Raw genomic sequence first — 19,078 nt, forward strand, 5'->3', positions numbered from 1 at the left:
TATTGTTTTGATAGCTGCATGCGCTTGATGGATAAGCGCTGCAGCCCTGTTTATTGCCAAGGAGACTGCCCTATGTCCAGCTTGCCGCCGGCCCTGCAAAAGCTCTCGCTGCCCGTGATTGGCGCGCCACTGTTCATCATCAGCAACCCCCAGCTGGTGATAGCGCAGTGCCAGGCTGGCATCGTCGGCTCCATGCCCGCGCTCAACGCCCGCCCGGCCGCGCAGCTGGAGGACTGGCTGGCCGAGATCACCGAGACCCTGGCCGCCTGGGACAGGGCGCACCCCGAGAGCCCGGCGGCGCCGTTTGCCATCAACCAGATCGTGCACAAGAGCAATGACCGGCTGGAGCACGACATGCAGGTCTGCGCCAAATACAAGGTGCCCATCGTCATCACGTCCCTGGGCGCGCGCGAGGACGTGAACCAGGCCGTGCATGGCTGGGGCGGCATCGTGCTGCACGACATCATCAACAACAAATTTGCGCGCAAGGCGATCGAGAAGGGCGCCGACGGCCTGATCGCCGTGGCGGCCGGCGCCGGCGGTCATGCGGGCGTGAAGAGTCCGTTTGCGCTCATCCAGGAGATCCGCCAGTGGTTCGACGGCCCGATCGCGCTGTCGGGCGCCATTGCCTCGGGCGGCGCCATTCTGGCCGCGCAAGCCATGGGCGCGGACTTTGCCTATATCGGCTCGGCCTTCATCGCCACGAAGGAGGCGCGCGCCCACGATGCTTACAAACAGGCCATCGTCGATGGCTCGTCGGACGACATCGTCTACAGCAACCTGTTCACCGGCGTGCATGGCAACTACCTGGCGGCCTCGATCCGCGCCGCCGGCCTGGACCCGGAGAACCTGCCCGAGTCCGACCCGAGCAAGATGAACTTTGGCGGCGATGCCAAGAAGGCCTGGAAGGACATCTGGGGCTGTGGTCAGGGCATTGGCAGCATTACCGAGGTGGTGCCGGCGGCAGAGCTCGTCGCACGCCTGGCGCGCGAATACCAGACGGCACGCGCGCGTCTGACGCTGGCTTGATGCGTTACGCCGTCAGCCCGTGAGGGCGGGCTGGAAGAAGGCCTGCAGCATTGGCGCCAGCGTCGGAAACTCCTGCGCAAAGCGCGGCCTGTCGACAAAGTAGGCCTCGCAGGCCACGGCAAAAAATTCTGCCGGCGCCGTGGCGCCATAGGCGTCCAGCCAGGGCCAGTCGCCGCCAAAGCGCTCGGCGATGATCACCTGCTCTCTGAACTGCTCATAGGCCGGCTGCCAGGCCGCTTGCCAGGCGGCATGCGCGTTGCGCGCCCCGGCCTGGCCCAAAAAGCCCGCGGGCAGCGGCGGGCAGCCGTCCGCCGGGCCGTTTCTCATGTCTATCTTGTGCATGAACTCGTGGATCACCACGCTGGTCGCGCCATGGCGGCCGGCGCCGTCCACGGCCGGCCAGCTCAACATGACGGGGCCATGCTCCATGGCCTCGCCCAGCAGCACCTCGTGGTAGTGGTGCACCACGCCGGCCTCGTCCACGGCCTTGCGCCGCGCCAGGGCCTCGGCCGGGTGCACGACGATGCCGACAAAGTCGTCATACCAGGCCAGCGCCTTGTCGGGCGCGCCCCAGTGCAGCAGCGGCAGGCAGGCCTGGGCGGCGATGGCGACGGCCATGGCGTCGGTCACCACCAGGCCATGGGCGCCGGAAAACTCCTTGCGCTGCAGGAAGAGGGCACTGAGCGCGCGCAGCTTGGCCTGGTCCTGCAGCGGCAGGGCGGCCAGGAAGGGGTGGCGGCCGAGCGTCTGCAGCCACAGCTCGGCGCCAATGTCGGGAACCGGCGCCACGGCGGCGCGTACACGCCGGGCAAGGTGATTCAGAAAACGCAATGCAGCGGGAGCCATGCCGCTACATGGGGGCGATGGGCAGGCGTTGCAATCCTTGGGCCGTCAGGCGCAGCAATCCGGCGCGCGGCGGGTCGGCGGCCAGATCCCAGTCGGTGAGCACATGGCGCGCCAGGCCCTGGGCCAGCACATGGTCGGCCGGCATATGGGTGTGGCCGTGGATCAGCGCCTGGGCCCGCGCGGCCTGCAGCCAGGCCAGGGCGGTGGGCTCGTCCACATCGGCATAGACGGCCGTGCCCGCCTGCTTGCGCGCCTCGCTCTCGCTGCGGGCGCTGCGGCCCTGGGCACGGCGCTCGTGCAGCGGGCGCGCCAGCAGCTGGGCCTGCCAGGCGCTGTTGCGCGCGACGGCGCGAAAGCGCTGGTATTCGACATCGTTCAGGCACAGCGCGTCGCCATGCGACAGCAGCCAGCGCTGATCCAGAAATTGCAGCACCGTGGGGTCGGCCAACAGGGCAACGCCGGTGCGGCGCGTGAACTCTGCGCCCACCAGAAAGTCGCGGTTGCCATGCATGAAGTACATGGGCCGCTGGCGCGCGGCGCCGGCCAGCAGGGCGCTGCATGCACCCTCGAAGCTGTCCGGCTCATCAATGGCGTCGTCGCCCACCCAGACCTCGAACAGGTCGCCGAGCAGGAACACTGCATCGGCGGGCGTGCTCTCCAGATACTGACGCAATGCCTGCAGCGTGGCCGGCTGGCCCGGCTCCAGGTGCAGGTCGGCCAGGAAATCGACCGTGCGCCAGCCCGCTGGCGCGACCAGCTCGGCCATCGGCGGCACGGCCTGCTGCATGGCCTGGCTTACAGCGCCACGGCCTTGTCGATCACCACGGCGTCGAACGGCACGTCGTCGTGGAAACCCTTGCGCGTGGTGCGCACCTTCTTGATGCTCTCCACCACGTCCTCGCCCTTGACCACCTTGCCGAACACGGCATAGCCCCAGCCCTGGGGGGTGGGCGAGGTGTGGTTCAAAAAGCCGTTGTCCACCGTGTTGATGAAGAACTGGGCCGTCGCGCTGTGCGGCTCGCCGGTGCGCGCCATGGCGATGGTGTACTTGTCGTTCTTCAGGCCGTTGGCGGCCTCGTTCTCGATGGGCGCGTCCGTGCCCTTTTGCTTCATGTCGGCGGTAAAGCCTCCGCCCTGGATCATGAAGCCCTTGATCACGCGGTGGAAGATGGTGCCGTCGTAATGGCCCTTGTTCACGTAGGCCAGGAAGTTGGCGGTGCACTTGGGCGCGTTCACGGCGTCCAGCTCCAGCGTGATCACGCCCTGGGTGGCGGTCTCGGCGACGTTGATGGTGACGTGCAGTTCGACTTGCGGGTTGCTCATGGCGCTTTTCCTTTCGGTTATTTGACCAGGGTTGCGGATTGGATCAGCACGGGCGTGTTGGGCACGTTCTGGTGCGGGCCCTTGTTGCCGGTGGCGACGCCCTTGATCTTGTCGACCACCGCCATGCCCTCGACGACCTTGCCGAACACGGCATAGCCATGGCCGTCCGGGCTGGGGGCATTGAGCATGGCGTTGTTGTTCACGTTGATGAAGAACTGCGCCGTGGCTGAATCCGGGATGGAGGTGCGCGCCATGGCGATGGTGTACTTGTCGTTCTTCAGACCGTTGTTGGCCTCCAGTGCGATCGGCGCGCGCGTGCTCTTCTGCACCAGGTCGGGCGTGAAACCGCCGCCCTGGATCATGAAGCCGTCGATGACGCGGTGAAACACCGTGCCGTCGTAATGTTTGTCCTGGACATAGGCGAGGAAGTTCTCCACCGTCTTGGGCGCCTTGGCCGGATCGAGCTGCACCACGATGTCGCCCAGGCTGGTGGCCAGCTTGACCTTGGGGGCCTGCTGTGCATTTGCTGTAGAAAACATAGCTGCCAGCGCAATACCGGCAACGGCTACAGCCGTATTTCTTCTGGAAATCATCCAATCACTCCTTCAAAAAATATCTGCCAGTGCGCGCCCTTGCGCGTCCAGTACTGGCGCCTGGTGGTGCCGGTGCGCGCGCCTTCGGCCAGTTCGCCGAAAGTGACCACCATGGTGTCGCTGCTGTCGGTCCAGCGCAGCATGCTCTTGTCCTTGAGCAATACCGCGCGACCGCGCAGGGTGCGGTGCTCGGCCTGCAGCGTCTGCGTCCACTGCTCCAGATCGAGGTTGCGCAGGCCCTGGAACTCGGGTGCGTAGAAGGTCAGCAGGCGCTGCATGTCGCCATGCGACCTGGCCGTGCGCCAGGCCTCGAGCACGGCATGGAAGGACTGGCGCTCGGCCTGCAGTGCGTGGGGCTTGACCCACTGCAGCTGGCGCGCGATGACCACCGGGGTGGTGCGCGGCTCCACGGTTTTCAGGATGCGCTCCAGATCCGGGTTGGCCAGGGCCAGGCAGCCGTCGGTGGCCTGCGGCGCGCGCGAGAACTGATCGGGTGGCGTGCCGTGCAGCCAGATGCCGCTACCGGTCTTGCCCCGGCTTTGGTCCAGCGGGTTGGGGTAGTTGATGGGTAGGGCGCCGGCGCCGTAAAAATCGTTCAGCGTGGCCGGGTCGAGCCGGCTGGTGATGTAGTACACGCCCAGAGGTGTGCGCTGGTCGCCCTCGACGACTTTCTCGGTGCCGAGCTTGCCCACCGAGGCGTAGTAGTCGGCCACCAGCACCAGGCCCTTGTCGGTGTTCTCGAACAGGTACAGCCGCGAGCGCGAGGCATCCATGGCAATCGCATGGCGCGTGCGTGCCGACAGCTCCAGAAACTGCGCCGGAATGCTGCCCTGTGGGGGCGGCGCCTTGGTCGAGTCCAGGCGCAGGCGCAGTTCACTGCGCAGGCTGGACAGCGTGTCCGTTGCCGACGCCGGCAAGGCCGACGCGGCGGCGCTGGGCTGGGGGACGGGCGCGGCGGTGGCGGTGGCAAACTTCAGGCCCGCCATGGGGGGCGGCGCGGCCATGGCCACGGCGGGCGCGGGCACCACATCACCCACGCGCCCCAGGGGCCGCGCCCGGGCGGCCAGCAGATCGCCCAGCGCCAGCTGGGCCAGCTGGAAGTTCGGGTGGTCGCGCACCAGGCGCTCGGCCAGCGGAAGGGCCTCGCGGGCGCGGCCTTGCGCGGTGAGTTGCGAGATCTCCAGCAGACGCCGCTCGGCATCGCCGTCACGCAAGGCGGCAGCGGTCTGCGTTGGGTTCTTGCGTTTGACCTTTTTTTTGGTGGCGGACTGGCGCTGCGGCTCGCTTGTTTGCTCGCCTTTTTTCGCCAGCGCGGGCGCGGGCGCGGCCAGCAGCATGGCCACGGCAACCGTGGTCAGAACTTGGCCAAGCGAACAGGGGAGCAGGGGCATGCGCGGGGTGTGTAGTCAAAATGGCATGCGGCGCCGTCAGCGCCGCATTGCGTTAGGGTCGGGTACGCGCCAGGAGTTTCAGCCACCTGTGGATTCACGCACGATGGCCCAGCGACCGCCCTGGTTCACCATGTCCAGCGTCTTGCGGCTGGAGACATTCAGGTTGCCCGAGCTGTACTGCTGGCGAAAGCGCGCCTGGGCCTTGTCGCCATCGATCTTGACGCTGAGATCACTGACACCCACGTTGATCTTGGCGCGACCCACGATGCGCTCGCGGCGCTCCTTTTCCCAGGCGGCGCGGCTGGTCTGGCCCTTGGGCTGGAAGGTCTTGGCATAGGCGCCCAGGTAGCCGCCCATGTCTTGATCCTCCCATGCGGAAGCCCAGGCCTGCACGGCCTTTTCCACGTCTTTGGCGGCGTTGTGGGTCGTTGCCGCCTTGGCCGGGGCAGGGGTTGGCGCCGGGGCCGGTGCGGCAGCCGCAGCAGGAGCTGGAGCTGGAGCGGGGGCTGCAGCGACGGGTACGGGGGGCGGCACCGGTGCTGCGACGGGGGCGGCGGGTGCAGCCGCCACGACCGGGGCCGGCGCCGCCACGGGCGCAGCCGTGGGAGCGGGCGCCGTAGCGCGGGCGACGGTGGCGCTGCCCTTGGCGCCGGCGCTCTTGGCATCGACAGAGAACAGCTCGCGGATCAGCGCCAGCTTGGGGCGCAAGGTGCCGGCCTGGCTGGCATCGAGCTGCAGGGCCTTGTTGTAGGCCTGGCCGGCCAGCTTGGCGTAGATGTCGCCCAGGTTCTCATGCGCCGTGGCGTAGGCCGGGTTGGTGCGTATTGCCATCTCCAGCGCCGTGCGTGCCTTGTCGAGCTGGTTCTGGTTGGCGTACAGCACGGCCAGGTTGTTGTAGGGCTCGGGCAGCTCCGGGTAGTCCTCGGTGAGCTTGGTAAAGGTGCTGATCGCGTCGGTCTGCTTGCCGATGTCCGCCTGGGCCACGCCGCGCAGAAAGCGCAGCTGGGGGTCACGCGGATTGGTAGAGATGCGCTGGTCGGCCTTGGCCAACGCGTCCTGCGCCTTGCCGGCGCGCAGCAGCTGGGTGATGTCGGAGTAATCGTCTGCCGCATGGGCCAGTGACATACCCAACAGCGTAGACAGGGTCGCGACGCGCAGGAGTTGGGCAAGGGGACGGCGTGCGTGCTTCATTGGTAGTCTTTGTGCAAGGGAAATGCAGGCCCTGCGGGCGGCTTATACTGCGACTGATTGTAGCCGAGGGGGTGTCATGACGGCGCCACGCAGCCGTCCGCCCAGTCGTGCTCTGCACCAGGCAGCGAGCCTCCCCGTGGCCCTATCTGGCTGGCCTTTGCTGGCGTCGTGGTAGGCCGGCCGGCGGTTGCGATTCCCACCTGTTTCTGACCTTGATCCCATGAGTTTGCGCATCTACAACACGCTGACGCGTGCCTTGGAGCATTTCTCTCCGCTCGAACCCGGCCATGTGCGCATGTATGTCTGCGGCATGACGGTGTACGACCTGTGCCACCTGGGTCATGCGCGCTCGATGATCGCCTTTGACGTGGTGCAGCGCTGGCTGCGCGCCTCGGGCCTGGCCGTGACCTATGTGCGCAACATCACCGACATCGACGACAAGATCATCCGCCGCGCGGTGGAAAACGGCGAGACCATACGCAGCCTGACGGACCGCATGATCGACGCCCTGCACCAGGACGCCGACGCCCTGGGGATCGAGCGCCCCACGCACGAGCCGCGCGCCACCGAATACGTGCCGCAGATGCTGGGCCTGATCCAGCGCCTTGAGGACAAGGGCCTGGCCTACCGGGCAGGCAGCGGCGATGTGAACTACGCGGTGCGCAAGTTCCCGCGCTACGGCCGGCTGTCGGGCAAGTCGCTCGACGAGCTGAATGCTGGCGAGCGCGTGGCGGTGCAGGACGGTAAGCACGATCCGCTTGATTTCGTGCTCTGGAAGAGCGCCAAGCCCGAGGAGCCGGCCGAGGTGAAATGGGCCAGCGCCTACGGCGAGGGCCGGCCCGGCTGGCATATCGAGTGCTCGGCCATGGGCTGCGCGCTGCTGGGCGAGAGCTTTGACATCCACGGCGGCGGTGCCGACCTTGCTTTTCCGCACCACGAGAACGAGATCGCCCAGAGCGAGGGCGCCACGGGCAAGCCGTTTGCGCAGCTGTGGATGCACAACGGTTTCATCAACGTGGACAACGAGAAGATGTCCAAGAGCCTGGGCAACTTCTTCACCATCCGCGACGTGCTCAAGGAGTACGACGCCGAAACCGTGCGCTTCTTCGTCGTGCGCAGCCACTACCGCAGCCCGCTGAACTACAGCGACCTGCATCTGGACGACGCGCGCGCCGCGCTCAAGCGCCTGTACACGGCGTTGTCGCTGGTGGCGCCCCAGCCGGTCGTAATCGACTGGGCCCAGCCGCATGCCGCGCGTTTCAAGGCGGCCATGGACGAGGACTTCGGCACGCCCGAGGCCGTGGCCGTGCTGTTCGAGCTGGCCGGCGAGGTCAACCGCGGCAAGTCGCCCGAGGTTGCCGGCCTGCTGAAGGCACTCGGCGCCCATCTGGGCCTGCTGCAGGACGACCCCGAGGCCTTTCTGAAGGCCGGCGCGGGCCTGGATGCCGCCGCCATCGAGGCGCAGATCGCCGCGCGCGCGGCCGCCAAGGCGGCGAAGAACTTCGCCGAGGCCGATCGCATCAGGGGCGAGCTGCTGGCCCAGGGCATCGTGCTCAAGGACTCGGCCGCGGGCACGACCTGGGAGGCCGCGCAGTAAATGAATTCAGAGTCAAATTGGCTGTTGACGCAGATAGGATAAGCGGTGGCAGCTATAAAAAAAGAAGTAATTGCAAGCGCGCCGGACTATTGGGCCGAGGCCTGCAAGCACCTGATCAAGAAGGATCGCGTGCTGCGCCGCCTAATTCCGCAGGTGGGCGACGTGGCGCTGTACCAGCGCGGCGACGCCTTCACCACGCTGGCGCGTTCCATCGTCGGCCAGCAGGTGAGCGTGGCGTCGGCGCAGCGCGTGTGGGACAGGCTGGCGGCGCTGCCGCGCAGCATGACGCCGCGCAGCGTGCTCAAGCTCAAGGTGGACGACATGCGCGCGGCCGGCCTGTCGGCGCGCAAGGTGGAGTACCTGGTCGATCTGGCCCTGCATTTCGACAGCGGCCAGTTGCATGTCAAGCAGTGGAACCAGATGGACGACCCGGCCATCGTCGCCGAGCTGGTGGCCATACGCGGCATCAGCCGCTGGACGGCCGACATGTTTCTGATCTTCCACCTGGCGCGGCCGAATGTGTTGCCGCTGGACGACGCCACCCTGATCCAGGGCATCAGCCAGCATTACTTCTCGGGCGACCCCGTGAGCCGCAGCGATGCGCGCGAGGTGGCCCAGGCCTGGAATCCCTGGTGCAGCGTGGCGAGTTGGTATATTTGGCGCTCGCTTGCCCCCCTGCCGGTTGACTATTGATCACACATTGAGAGCAGGGCGGCAGGTTTCGGGCACCGCCCCGAGGAGAAACAAGTTGGCTAAAAAAACCTTTCTGGATTTCGAGCAACCCATTGCCGAGCTGGAATCCAAAATCGAAGAACTGCGCTATGTGCAAAACGAAGGCGCGGTGGATATTTCCGAAGAGATAGAGCAGCTCAGCAAGAAGAGCCAGCAGCTCACCAAGGACATCTACAGCGATCTGAGCCCCTGGCAGATCACGAAGATTGCGCGCCATCCCGAGCGCCCCTACACCATGGACTACGTGCGCGAGATCTTCACGGACTTCGTGGAGCTGCACGGTGACCGCCACTTTGCCGATGACCAGTCCATCGTCGGCGGGCTGGCGCGCTTCAACGGCCATGCCTGCATGGTGCTGGGCCACCAGAAGGGGCGCGACACCAAGGAGCGCGCCGCGCGCAACTTCGGCATGAGCCGCCCCGAGGGCTACCGCAAGGCATTGCGCCTGATGAAGACGGCCGAGAAATTCAAGCTGCCGGTGTTCACCTTCGTGGACACGCCGGGCGCCTTTCCCGGCATCGATGCCGAGGAGCGCGGCCAGTCCGAGGCCATTGGCCGCAACATCTACGAGATGGCGCAGCTGGAGGTGCCCATCATCACCACGGTGATCGGCGAGGGCGGCTCCGGCGGCGCGCTGGCCATCAGTGTGGCCGATCAGGTCATCATGCTGCAGTACTCGATCTACTCCGTGATCAGCCCCGAGGGCTGCGCCTCCATTCTCTGGAAGACCAGTGACAAGGCGCAGGACGCGGCCGACGCCATGGGCATCACGGCGCACCGTCTCAAGGCCCTGGGTCTGGTGGACAAGATTGTCAGCGAGCCCGTGGGCGGGGCGCATCGCGACCACAAGCAGATGGCGGCCTTCCTGAAGCGTGCATTGGGCGATGCCTACCGCCAGCTGTCCGACCTGAAGCCCAAGGAACTGCTGGACCGCCGCTATGAGCGGCTGCAAAGCTACGGCCGCTTCAACGACACCAAGGCCGAGCGTTAATCACGCATTCGGCGCCACGGCAGACGGCCCCGCGGGGCCGTTGTGCTTTGTGCGAGCATCCGCCCCATGACCCAGAGTTTCGATGCCGCCATGCAGGCTTTCGCGCCCCGGCTTCCGCTGGCTGTGGCCTTCAGCGGCGGGGCGGACTCCACGGCGCTGCTGCTGGCCTGCGCCGAGCGCTGGCCGGGCCAGGTGCATGCCTTTCACGTACACCATGGCCTGCAGGTTGCGGCCGACGATTTCGAGCGGCACTGCATCGCCCTTTGCATGCGCCTGGGCCTGCCCTTGAGCGTGCAGCGTGTCGATGCCCGGCACGCGCCAGGCCAAAGCCCCGAGGATGCAGCGCGCCAGGCACGTTACAAGGCTTTTGAGGCTCTTGCGCATGACAGACAAGCGCAATCAGCTATTCAAACAATAGCATTGGCGCAGCATGCCGACGACCAGGTCGAAACCCTGCTGCTGGCCCTGTCGCGCGGCGCGGGTGTGGCCGGCCTGGCGGCCATGCCTGCGCATTGGCAGCGCGGCGGCCTGCACTGGCAGCGGCCGCTGCTGGGCGTGGCGGGGCAGGAGGTACGCGCATGGCTGCGTGCGCGTGGCCAGGCCTGGGTGGAAGACCCGACCAACAGCGACGAACGCTACACGCGCAACCGCATCCGGCGCCAGCTGCTGCCCGCGCTGCAGCAGGCGTTTCCGCAGTTTCGCGACACCTTCGCGCGCAGTTGCGCCCATGCGGCCCAGGCCCACGAGTTGCTGCAGGAACTGGCGCAGGCCGATCTGGCCACGGTGGGCCAGCCGCCGCGCATCGCCGCGCTGCGCTCTTTGAGCCGTGCACGCCAGGCCAATGTGCTGCGCCACTGGCTGCGCAGCCAGCATGGCGCCACGCCCACGGCCGCGCAGCTCGATGCGCTGCTGCGCCAGATCGCCGCCTGCAGCACGCGCGGGCACCGCATTCAATTGAAGGTGGGCAGCGGCCATGTGCTGCGTGAAGGCGAGCTGCTCGGTTGGTACAATCAGCCGGTTTTGGATTTCATTTCCGCACGGGACGGCGGCGCACCAAAACAATCTTCGCAATAGCGCCGCTCCTCAGCGTTCCGTCATTGCAGATATTCCATGGCACTGTTCGTTCATAAATACGGCGGCACCTCGATGGGCTCCACCGAGCGCATCCGCAACGTCGCCAAACGCGTAGCCAAGTGGGCGCGGGCCGGTCACCAGGTGGTGGTGGTTCCCAGCGCCATGAGTGGCGAGACCAACCGCCTGCTGGCCCTGGCCAAGGAGCTCACACCCGCACATGCCAACACGGCTTACTTCCGTGAGCTTGACATGCTGGCCGCCACCGGCGAGCAGGCCTCGTCGGCCCTGCTGGCGATTGCGCTGCAGTCCGAGGGCATGCCGGCCGTGAGCTATACCGGCTGGCAGGTGCCGATCCGCACCGACAGCAGCTACACCAAGGCGCGCATCGAGTCCATCGACGATAAGCGCGTGCGCGCCGACCTGGATGCCGGCAGGGTGGTCATCATCACCGGCTTCCAGGGCATCGACGACGAGGGCCACATCACCACGCTGGGCCGTGGCGGCTCCGACACTTCGGCCGTGGCCGTGGCTGCGGCCATGAAGGCCAGCGAGTGCCTGATCTACACCGACGTCGATGGCGTCTACACCACCGACCCGCGTGTCGTGCCCCAGGCCACGCGCCTGAAGACCGTGAGCTTCGAGGAAATGCTGGAAATGGCCAGCCTGGGCAGCAAGGTGCTGCAGATCCGCTCGGTGGAATTTGCCGGCAAGTACAAAGTGCCCATGCGCGTGCTCTCCAGCTTCACGCCCTGGGACATCGACATCAACGAAGAGGCCGCCTCCGGCACCCTGATCACCTTTGAGGAAGACGAACAAATGGAACAAGCCGTCGTTTCCGGCATCGCTTTCAACCGCGACGAAACCAAGATTTCCGTGCTTGGCGTGCCCGACAAGCCTGGCATTGCCTACCAGATCCTGGGTCCCGTGGCCGACGCCAATATCGAAGTGGACGTGATCATCCAGAACATCAGCAAGGATGGCCGCACCGACTTCAGCTTCACCGTGAATCACAACGACCACACGCGCACGCTGGAGCTGCTGCGCGAGAAAGTCGTGCCCCAGCTGGGCGCGCTCGAGGTGGTGGGCGACACTGCCATCTGCAAGGTCAGCATCGTCGGCATCGGCATGCGCAGCCATGTGGGCGTGGCGGCCAAGATGTTCCGCGTGCTCAGCGAGGAGGGCATCAACATCCAGATGATCTCCACCTCCGAGATCAAGACCTCCGTGGTGATCGAAGACAAGTACCTGGAGCTGGCCGTGCGCGCCCTGCACAAGGCCTTCGACCTGGATCAGTCCGCTGCCTGACCTTTCCCTGAAGGGGCCTCAAACTAAGGCATAATAGCGGGATTGGAAACGTGACCGAGTGGCCGAAGGTGCTCCCCTGCTAAGGGAGTATGGGGTGTAGAGCCTCATCGAGGGTTCGAATCCCTCCGTTTCCGCCAAGACAAGAACCCAAGTGATTGATTCACTTGGGTTTTTTCTTTTTGTCACCGATTTCCCCATGCTTCTACCGATGCCGGCATGGAATGCCTGGCCCATCCTCCAGCAGATGCTGCCGGTGCTCCCACAGGGTACTTGCGCGCAAGCAGTTTCTTCCGTCTCCTTGAGGTGGCAATGCCATCGCATGCTGGGTGTCGATTGACACCCCGGCATGTCGCGCATCCACGGTCAAGCTGATGAGCCCTGTGCCAGAAAGGTGGGCTGTGTCTGGCGGTGATCCCTGGGTTTCTTCAGGGCGGCGATGCGTGGCGGTTGACCAGCGGTGTCTGCCATCGCGTGGGTCGAGCGATCGGCCGATGCCAGCTCGGCCTCCAGTCGTGCGGCGCGGTGGCGGTACATCTTGGCCAGGGCCATGTGATGTTCCGCGGCATTTTCATGCTCCAGTGCCGCCATACGGGCATCGTCCAGACAGCGTTGTGCGCGGCGCGCATAGACGGATGCAGGATCAAAGAATCGCATGAGCATGGCCTTGCTCCTGACGAGCTGGGATGTGTGAACGCACGATTCGGGCCTTGGTGTTGCGCCTTGGGCAAAGCCCTCGGGTGCGATCGACACAGTCAGTATCAAATTTTCATGCAGGCGAGGCAATGCATGCCTGGTGCGTAACCGACTGCTTGCGGACTTGTCCTACATGTGAGGGCGGGACTGCTCGTCCAGGGCCGAATTGTCTCTACGGCTGCGGGCGCCACGGTGATGTTTTCCAGCCGCATGGCGGGGTGATTGGCGCGACGTGAGGGGATCGAACCCCCGACCTGCGGTTTAGAAGACCGCTGCTCTATCCAACTGAGCTAACGTCGCTTAGGTGCCCCTGAGGTTCCGTCGGGGTGGGCGTGTGGTTCAAAACGCCTTGTCGTGCAACCGATTCCAGCTTGCCGACCAAAGGCTTGGCAGGCATGCGCACCGTGGCCGGTTGAGCCACCGGCGGTTAGCGTCGCCAAGGGGCTGAATCATAGCGGGTTGTACTGCCCGCTCAGGCGGATTGGCGTGCGCTTTGATGGGTATCGCGAGGCCATGATCCTGTGGCAATCAAATATCAGAGAAAACCTGCTCAAAGGCAATGCAGTAAAGCGCAAGCAGCTATATTTATCATAGTAAATTAACCTGGTGTGCGGTGACTTTCACTCGGTTTCCTCAAATACCAGGGCGGGTGGTGTCATCACGCGTGCCAGGTCGCCCAGGTTGGTGATCAGGTGATTGGCGAAGTAGCTGTTTTGCGTATCGGGCTCCAGTGCGGCCACGGCCAGGTTGGCCAGGGGTTGGTTCAGCGGCACGTAGTAGCTGCCCGCGGGTACGTCGATGGCGCTGCGGGTGGGGGTGACCTGTACGCGGATGATGGGCGCGGCGCCGGCCACGGTGCCGCGCACGTCCTGGCGGTCGGCGCTTTCGCGGCGGGTTTCATGGTAGGTGTCGGCCAGGGTGGAGCCGGCTTCGGCCACGCGCATGACCTGTATGCCCAGCAGCTTCAGGCGCTCGACGGCCTTGTCGTTGTGGCCCGCAAGCCAGTAGCCGCAGGGGCGTGGGCGTTTCTTCAGCGTCTGCAACTGCAGTGACGAATTCCAGTCCACGCGCAGCGGACGATCGGCGCCGGTTTCCGGGTCCAGCATGAGCAGTTCGCGCTGGGTCGGCGTGGGGCCGGCCTCGACCACGATCTCGCCACGGCAGGCCTGGGCGGCGATGTCGCGCGTTTCGTAGGAGCGCACCTGCTCCAGGTTGCCCGCGCGATCGACGGTGCTGCGCAGCGCGCTGGTAACGGCTGTGACATGCGAGTGCACGCGGCGCTGGATATGGCTGCGGCCTATGCCTATGCCGCGCGTTTCCAGCAACATGCTGACGGTGTTCTTCAGGCCGTTCACGTTGCGCCCGGTGTCGGGTTGCGTGCCGCCCATGGACAGGCGCAGATCCTCCGGCTGGGTGGAGGTGGTGTAGTACCACTCCTGTGTCAGCCCCTGGGTGTCCAGTGCCTTGAGCATGGGCTGGCGGTACCACTCCAGCGCGGCCTTGCTCATGAACTCCGGCAGGTTGGCGGTGGTGGCATGTTGCAGCAGCATGTCATAGCGCTGCAGGGCGTGGAACTTCTCCAGGAAGCGCCCGGCCACCGTGTATTCGTGTGCGTCGATGACGGCGATGGGGCGATAGTCGCGCACCAGCCTGGCCAGGGCCTGGGCCTCGGGCGTTTCCAGCAGCAGGTGGTCGCGGTTCATGTCGATGCCGTTGGCGGTGACGCGCTTGCCGGCGTCGGCGCCGTCCGGATTGGCGCGCGGTACGACGATGACGTTGATGCGGTCGAGCATGGGCTCCAGCAGCCCCTGGGCCAGCTCGCGCGCCACGACCAGCAGGGCCTCGCTGCCCGCGGGCTCGTCGCCGTGCTGCTGACCGATGAGTAGCACCGTGGGGCGGCGGCTGGCAGCCAGTGCGGCGGCATCGGTGGCTGCGGTGCGTGTGATCACCAGTGCATGGATGGGCGTGCCGCGCTGCGAAAGACCCAGATCGAGCAGCTGCGTGCGCGTGGCGCCGCGCTGCGCTGTCGCCAGCTGGCGCAGCCATTGCGTGAGCTCGGCATTGGTGGTGAAGGCCCGGCGCCCATCGGCCAGGCCGGGTGTTTCGTAACGCACGGACGGATCGGGAAAGCGTGCCGCCACGGCCGCGCCGTAGGGCTGTTGCGGCATGGGGATTTCGGCCGCAGGGGGCGTGCCAGGCAAGGGCGTAACGGTCACCGGCGAGGCAATGGCCTCGGTGCGCCCAGGCGCCGTGCTGGCGCCCGTGCCAAGCGGCGGCGGGACTTGCCGCTGGGCCTGCGGAGCTGCCGCGGATTGGCTGGCCTCCCGCGCCGGCCAGGGGGGCAGTGGTGTGCTGGAGCATGCGGCCAGCAACAGGGCGAGGAGTGCTGCCGCGCCGCTGCGACAGGCGGGCGCACTGATGCGCAGGGCCGTGGCGGCGCTTGGCCATGTGGTGCTGTGGGTACGGAACTTGTGCGTCATCATGGTTGGCAGAGTGAAATGTGCCGATGTTAGCCGGCACTCATCTGATGCCGGCCAGGGCAGGCAGCGCGCGCGGCCCCAGATGCAAACAAGCCCGGCGTGGGCCGAGCTTGTCAGCGCAGTTTGACAGCGCTGTGTCAGCGGCCAAAACCGCCGCCACCGCGCGGGCCACGTCCGCCACCGCCACCGCCGCCGCGATAGCCGCCACGGCGACCACGGTCGGCCATGCTGTCCACGCTGGTGCGCATCGGGTCGGGCTGGCTGGTGCGACCGCTGCCGCCGTGGCGGGGGTCGAGGCTCACATGCCTGAGCTGGGTGCCCAGATGGGCGTTCTCGCTGCGCGGCTGGCTGTCGTCATGGCGGCGGTTGCCCGGGTTGTTGCCGCTGCGACGCCCGCCGTCAGCGCCGCGGGGCTGTTGCTGCTGGCCGCGAGCCGGGCCTGCGGGTCGGCCGGCATTGCCGCCACGGCCCTGGCCGCCCTGGCCATTGGCCGCGCGCGCGCCTTCGCCCTGAGCACCTTTGCCAGCACCGCCCTGGCGGCCGCCGCGCGGCTGACCCTGGCCCTGGCCCGCCTTGTTGGTGCGGATGCGCTCCATCATCTCGGAGCGTGCGGCCTTGGCTGCCGCCTGCATGACTTCGCGGCTGGGCGGCTTGCCGGCGCCGCCCCAGATGGTCTGGCGGCCCATGGCGATGGGTTCGGCCTTCTCGTCCTCGTCGGGGCCAAAGCCGTCGATGACCTGCACCGGGATCTCCTGCTTGGTGAAGCGCTCGATCTCCATCATGAAGCCTTCCTCGTCCATGCACACCAGGCTCACGGCCTGGCCCTCGCGGCCGGCGCGGCCGGTGCGGCCGATGCGGTGCACGTAGTCCTCGGAGACGTTGGGGATCTCGTAGTTGACGACATGCGGCAGGTCGTCGATGTCGATCCCGCGTGCTGCAATATCTGTAGCTACAAGCGCCCGAATCTGGCCGGTTTTAAAGCCTTCCAATGCCTGGGTGCGGGCGCTCTGGCTCTTGTTGCCGTGCAGCGCCATGGCCGTGACGCCGTTCTTCGTCAGGTAGTCGGCCACGTTGTTGGCGCCGAACTTGGTGCGCGTGAACACCAGCACCTGGCTCCAGTCATGCTGCTGGATGATGTGCAGCAGCACCTGCTTCTTCTTGGCGCGGCCGACCGGGTGGATGATCTGGCTGATGCGTTGCACCGTGGTGTTGCGTGGCGTGACCTGGATGCTTTGCGGGTTCTTCAGCAGGTTGCCGGCCAGATCGCGGATCTCGTCGCTGAAGGTGGCCGAGAACAGCAGGCTTTGCTTGGATGCGGGCAGCAGCGCCAGCACTTTTTTCACGTCGTGGATGAAGCCCATGTCCAGCATGCGGTCGGCTTCGTCCAGCACCAGGATTTCGACCGTGGACAGGTCCATGAAACCCTGTTGCTGCAGGTCCAGCAGGCGCCCGGGCGTGGCGACCAGGATGTCCACGCCGCGCTTCATGCGTTCGATTTGTGGGTTCATGCCCACGCCGCCGAAGATCACGGTGGACTTGAGTGCCAGGTGCTTGCCGTAGGTGCGCACCGATTCCTCGACCTGTGCGGCCAACTCGCGCGTGGGGGTGAGCACCAGGGCGCGCACGCCACGGTTGCCAAACTTGCTCGTGGCGGCCGCGCTGCCGGCCAGGCGATGCAGCATGGGCAGCGTGAAGGCCGCCGTCTTGCCGGTGCCGGTTTGCGCGCCGGCCAGCAAATCATGGCCGGCAAGGACGGCGGGGATGGCCTGGGCCTGGATGGGGGTGGGGTTGTTGTAACCCTGTTCGTGCACGGCCTGCAAAATGGCCGGCGCCAGCTTCAGTTCTTCGAATGTCATTATTCAGGTTGGATGCGCCCATCCTGGGCGCTGGGTATCGACCTGTTGCCGGGCGACCGGGTGGGTCGCCGACCAGTTCTGTAGGCCGATGATTTCAAGGGTGGGAGCCAGAAAAATACTTTCGTCGTCCCCAGCTTGTCTAGGCTGATGTCGGGGCAACTGGAACCCCGAGCGGGCGCTATTGTCGCATGCGCCGATAATCCACGGTTGCGCGCCGCATTTTCGGCGCCTTTCTTTGCTCATTTTTTTAAAGAATCCATGGCCCAGTACGTTTTCTCGATGAACCGTGTCACCAAGACCGTGCCCCCGAAGCGGCAGATCTTGAAAGACATTTCCCTGTCCTTTTTCCCCGGTGCCAAGATCGGCGTGCTGGGCCTGAACGGCTCGGGCAAGTCTTCGCTGCTCAAGATCATGGCCGGCATCGACAAGGAGTTCGAGGGCGAGGCCATCCCCATGCAGGGCCTGTCGATTGGCTACCTGCCGCAGGAGCCGCAGCTCAACCCCGAGCACACGGTGCGTGAGGCCGTGGAAGAGGCCATGGCCGAGGTGAACAACGCCAAGGCGCGCCTGGAGGAGGTCTACGCCGCCTACGCTGAAGAAGACGCCGACTTTGACGCCCTGGCGGCCGAGCAGGGCAAGCTGGAGGCCATCATCGCCGCAGCCGGCACCGACAGCGAGCACCAGCTGGAGATCGCCGCTGACGCGCTGCGCCTGCCGCCCTGGGAGGCAGTGATCGGCCAGCTCTCGGGTGGCGAGAAGCGCCGCGTGGCGCTGTGCCAGCTGCTGCTGTCCAAGCCCGACATGCTGCTGCTCGACGAGCCCACCAACCACCTGGACGCAGAGTCCGTCGAGTGGCTGGAGCAGTTTCTGCACCGCTTCACCGGCACCGTGGTGGCCATTACCCACGACCGTTATTTCCTGGATAACGCCGCCGAGTGGATTCTGGAACTCGACCGTGGCCACGGCATTCCGTACAAGGGCAACTATTCCGACTGGCTGCTGCAGAAGCAAAACCGCCTGGAGGCCGAACAAAAGGGCGAGGAAGCGCGCGCCAAGGCCCTGAAGAAGGAGCTGGAGTGGGTGCGTCAGAACGCCAAGGGGCGCCAGGCCAAGTCCAAGGCGCGTATCGCACGTTTCGAGGAGCTGTCTGACTACGAATACCAGCGCCGCAACGAGACGCAGGAGATCTTCATCCCCGTGGCGGAGCGCCTGGGCAGCAAGGTCATCGAGTTCAACAACGTCTCCAAGGCCTTTGGCGACCGCCTGCTGATCGACAACCTGTCGATGAACATTCCGGCTGGCGCCATCGTCGGCATCATCGGCCCGAACGGCGCTGGTAAATCGACGCTGTTCAAGCTCATCGCCGGCAAGGAGCAACCTGATTCGGGTGGGGTGGAGATCGGCCAGACCGTGAAGATGGCCTTCGTGGATCAGCACCGTGATGCGCTGGCGAATGAAAAGACGGTGTGGGAAGACGTCTCCGGTGGCCTGGACATCATCAATGTGGGCAAATTCCAGATGGCCAGCCGCGCCTACTGCGGGCGCTTCAACTTCAACGGGCAGGATCAGCAGAAGAAGGTCGGCAACCTCTCGGGTGGCGAGCGCGGCCGCCTGCACCTGGCCAAGACGCTGATCCAGGGCGGCAACGTGCTGCTGCTGGACGAGCCCTCCAACGACCTGGACGTGGAAACCCTGCGCGCGCTCGAAGACGCGCTGCTGGAATACGCCGGCACGGTGCTGGTGATCAGCCACGACCGCTGGTTCCTGGACCGTATCGCCACCCATATCCTGGCAGCCGAAGGGGACAGCCAGTGGGTGTTCTTTGACGGCAACTACCAGGAGTACGAGGCCGACAAGAAGCGCCGCCTGGGCGAAGAGGGCGCGGCCCCGAAGCGCATGCGCTACAAGGCGCTCAAATAAGGCGCGAAATGCCGTGACGACCAACGGGCCGAAAGGCCCGTTGTTTTTTGCGCCTGC

General features: G+C 65.9%; 16 protein-coding genes and 2 tRNA genes. 8 read left to right on the forward strand and 10 right to left on the reverse strand.

Annotated elements, in window-relative coordinates:
* Positions 1–72 precede the first annotated feature (72 nt).
* On the forward strand, positions 73–1,029 hold the full coding sequence (locus P4826_RS01355; protein WP_317702220.1) for an NAD(P)H-dependent flavin oxidoreductase: 957 nt from the start codon (positions 73–75) through the stop codon (positions 1,027–1,029).
* Positions 1,030–1,041: 12 nt separating this feature from the next.
* Here P4826_RS01355 and P4826_RS01360 read toward each other — a convergent pair whose 3' ends face one another.
* From P4826_RS01360 to P4826_RS01385, 6 genes are all read right to left on the reverse strand, one after another.
* Entirely contained in the window at positions 1,042–1,875 is an 834-nt protein-coding gene (locus P4826_RS01360) for a M90 family metallopeptidase (RefSeq protein WP_317702221.1), read from the reverse strand.
* A gap of 4 nt (positions 1,876–1,879) precedes the next feature.
* Positions 1,880–2,662 (reverse strand): UDP-2,3-diacylglucosamine diphosphatase, encoded by a 783-nt coding sequence (locus P4826_RS01365; RefSeq protein WP_317702222.1) that lies wholly within the window; start codon positions 2,660–2,662, stop codon positions 1,880–1,882.
* 8 nt (positions 2,663–2,670) lie between these two features.
* Positions 2,671–3,198, reverse strand: coding sequence for a peptidylprolyl isomerase (locus P4826_RS01370; RefSeq protein WP_317702223.1), 528 nt, complete (start codon positions 3,196–3,198; stop codon positions 2,671–2,673).
* Between the two features lie 17 nt (positions 3,199–3,215).
* Positions 3,216–3,791, reverse strand: coding sequence for a peptidylprolyl isomerase (locus P4826_RS01375; protein ID WP_317702224.1), 576 nt, complete (start codon positions 3,789–3,791; stop codon positions 3,216–3,218).
* Positions 3,788–5,182, reverse strand: coding sequence for a L,D-transpeptidase family protein (locus P4826_RS01380; protein WP_317702225.1), 1,395 nt, complete (start codon positions 5,180–5,182; stop codon positions 3,788–3,790). Before P4826_RS01380 ends, P4826_RS01375 begins: the two co-directional genes overlap by 4 nt.
* A gap of 78 nt (positions 5,183–5,260) precedes the next feature.
* On the reverse strand, positions 5,261–6,373 hold the full coding sequence (locus tag P4826_RS01385) for a L,D-transpeptidase Cds6 family protein (protein WP_317702226.1): 1,113 nt from the start codon (positions 6,371–6,373) through the stop codon (positions 5,261–5,263).
* Positions 6,374–6,593: 220 nt separating this feature from the next.
* Between P4826_RS01385 and cysS the strand changes: the two genes are divergently transcribed.
* The 6 genes from cysS (at position 6,594) to P4826_RS01415 (ending at position 12,209) form a co-directional block, all read left to right on the forward strand.
* A complete protein-coding gene (gene cysS, locus P4826_RS01390; protein ID WP_317702227.1) occupies positions 6,594–7,970 on the forward strand; it encodes a cysteine--tRNA ligase in 1,377 nt (458 codons plus the stop codon).
* Between the two features lie 45 nt (positions 7,971–8,015).
* On the forward strand, positions 8,016–8,663 hold the full coding sequence (locus P4826_RS01395) for a DNA-3-methyladenine glycosylase family protein (protein WP_317702228.1): 648 nt from the start codon (positions 8,016–8,018) through the stop codon (positions 8,661–8,663).
* Positions 8,664–8,718: 55 nt separating this feature from the next.
* Positions 8,719–9,693 (forward strand): acetyl-CoA carboxylase carboxyltransferase subunit alpha, encoded by a 975-nt coding sequence (locus tag P4826_RS01400; protein WP_317702229.1) that lies wholly within the window; start codon positions 8,719–8,721, stop codon positions 9,691–9,693.
* Between the two features lie 66 nt (positions 9,694–9,759).
* Positions 9,760–10,767, forward strand: a complete 1,008-nt coding sequence (gene tilS / locus P4826_RS01405) for a tRNA lysidine(34) synthetase TilS (protein WP_317702230.1) — start codon at positions 9,760–9,762, stop codon at positions 10,765–10,767.
* Positions 10,768–10,803: 36 nt separating this feature from the next.
* The gene (locus P4826_RS01410) at positions 10,804–12,072 is read left to right on the forward strand and encodes an aspartate kinase (protein ID WP_317702231.1); all 1,269 of its coding nucleotides are present in this window, start codon (positions 10,804–10,806) and stop codon (positions 12,070–12,072) included.
* Positions 12,073–12,116: 44 nt separating this feature from the next.
* Positions 12,117–12,209, forward strand: a tRNA-Ser gene (locus tag P4826_RS01415).
* Between the two features lie 226 nt (positions 12,210–12,435).
* Here P4826_RS01415 and P4826_RS01420 read toward each other — a convergent pair.
* The 4 genes from P4826_RS01420 to P4826_RS01435 form a co-directional block, all read right to left on the reverse strand.
* Positions 12,436–12,732 (reverse strand): hypothetical protein, encoded by a 297-nt coding sequence (locus P4826_RS01420; protein ID WP_317702232.1) that lies wholly within the window; start codon positions 12,730–12,732, stop codon positions 12,436–12,438.
* Between the two features lie 256 nt (positions 12,733–12,988).
* Positions 12,989–13,065, reverse strand: a tRNA-Arg gene (locus P4826_RS01425).
* Positions 13,066–13,385: 320 nt separating this feature from the next.
* The gene (locus tag P4826_RS01430; RefSeq protein ID WP_317702233.1) at positions 13,386–15,248 is read right to left on the reverse strand and encodes a M14 family metallopeptidase; all 1,863 of its coding nucleotides are present in this window, start codon (positions 15,246–15,248) and stop codon (positions 13,386–13,388) included.
* 134 nt (positions 15,249–15,382) lie between these two features.
* Positions 15,383–17,101: a DEAD/DEAH box helicase gene (locus P4826_RS01435; RefSeq protein WP_317702234.1), complete on the reverse strand. Its 1,719-nt coding sequence runs from the start codon at positions 17,099–17,101 to the stop codon at positions 15,383–15,385.
* A 258-nt stretch (positions 17,102–17,359) separates the two neighbouring features.
* Here P4826_RS01435 and ettA point away from each other — a divergent pair, with 258 nt between their 5' ends.
* The gene (gene ettA, locus P4826_RS01440) at positions 17,360–19,021 is read left to right on the forward strand and encodes an energy-dependent translational throttle protein EttA (protein WP_317702235.1); all 1,662 of its coding nucleotides are present in this window, start codon (positions 17,360–17,362) and stop codon (positions 19,019–19,021) included.
* Positions 19,022–19,078: the final 57 nt, after the last annotated feature.

The sequence above is a fragment of the Diaphorobacter limosus genome, assembly GCF_033100095.1.
GTDB classification, from domain to species: Bacteria; Pseudomonadota; Gammaproteobacteria; order Burkholderiales; family Burkholderiaceae_C; genus Alicycliphilus; species Alicycliphilus limosus.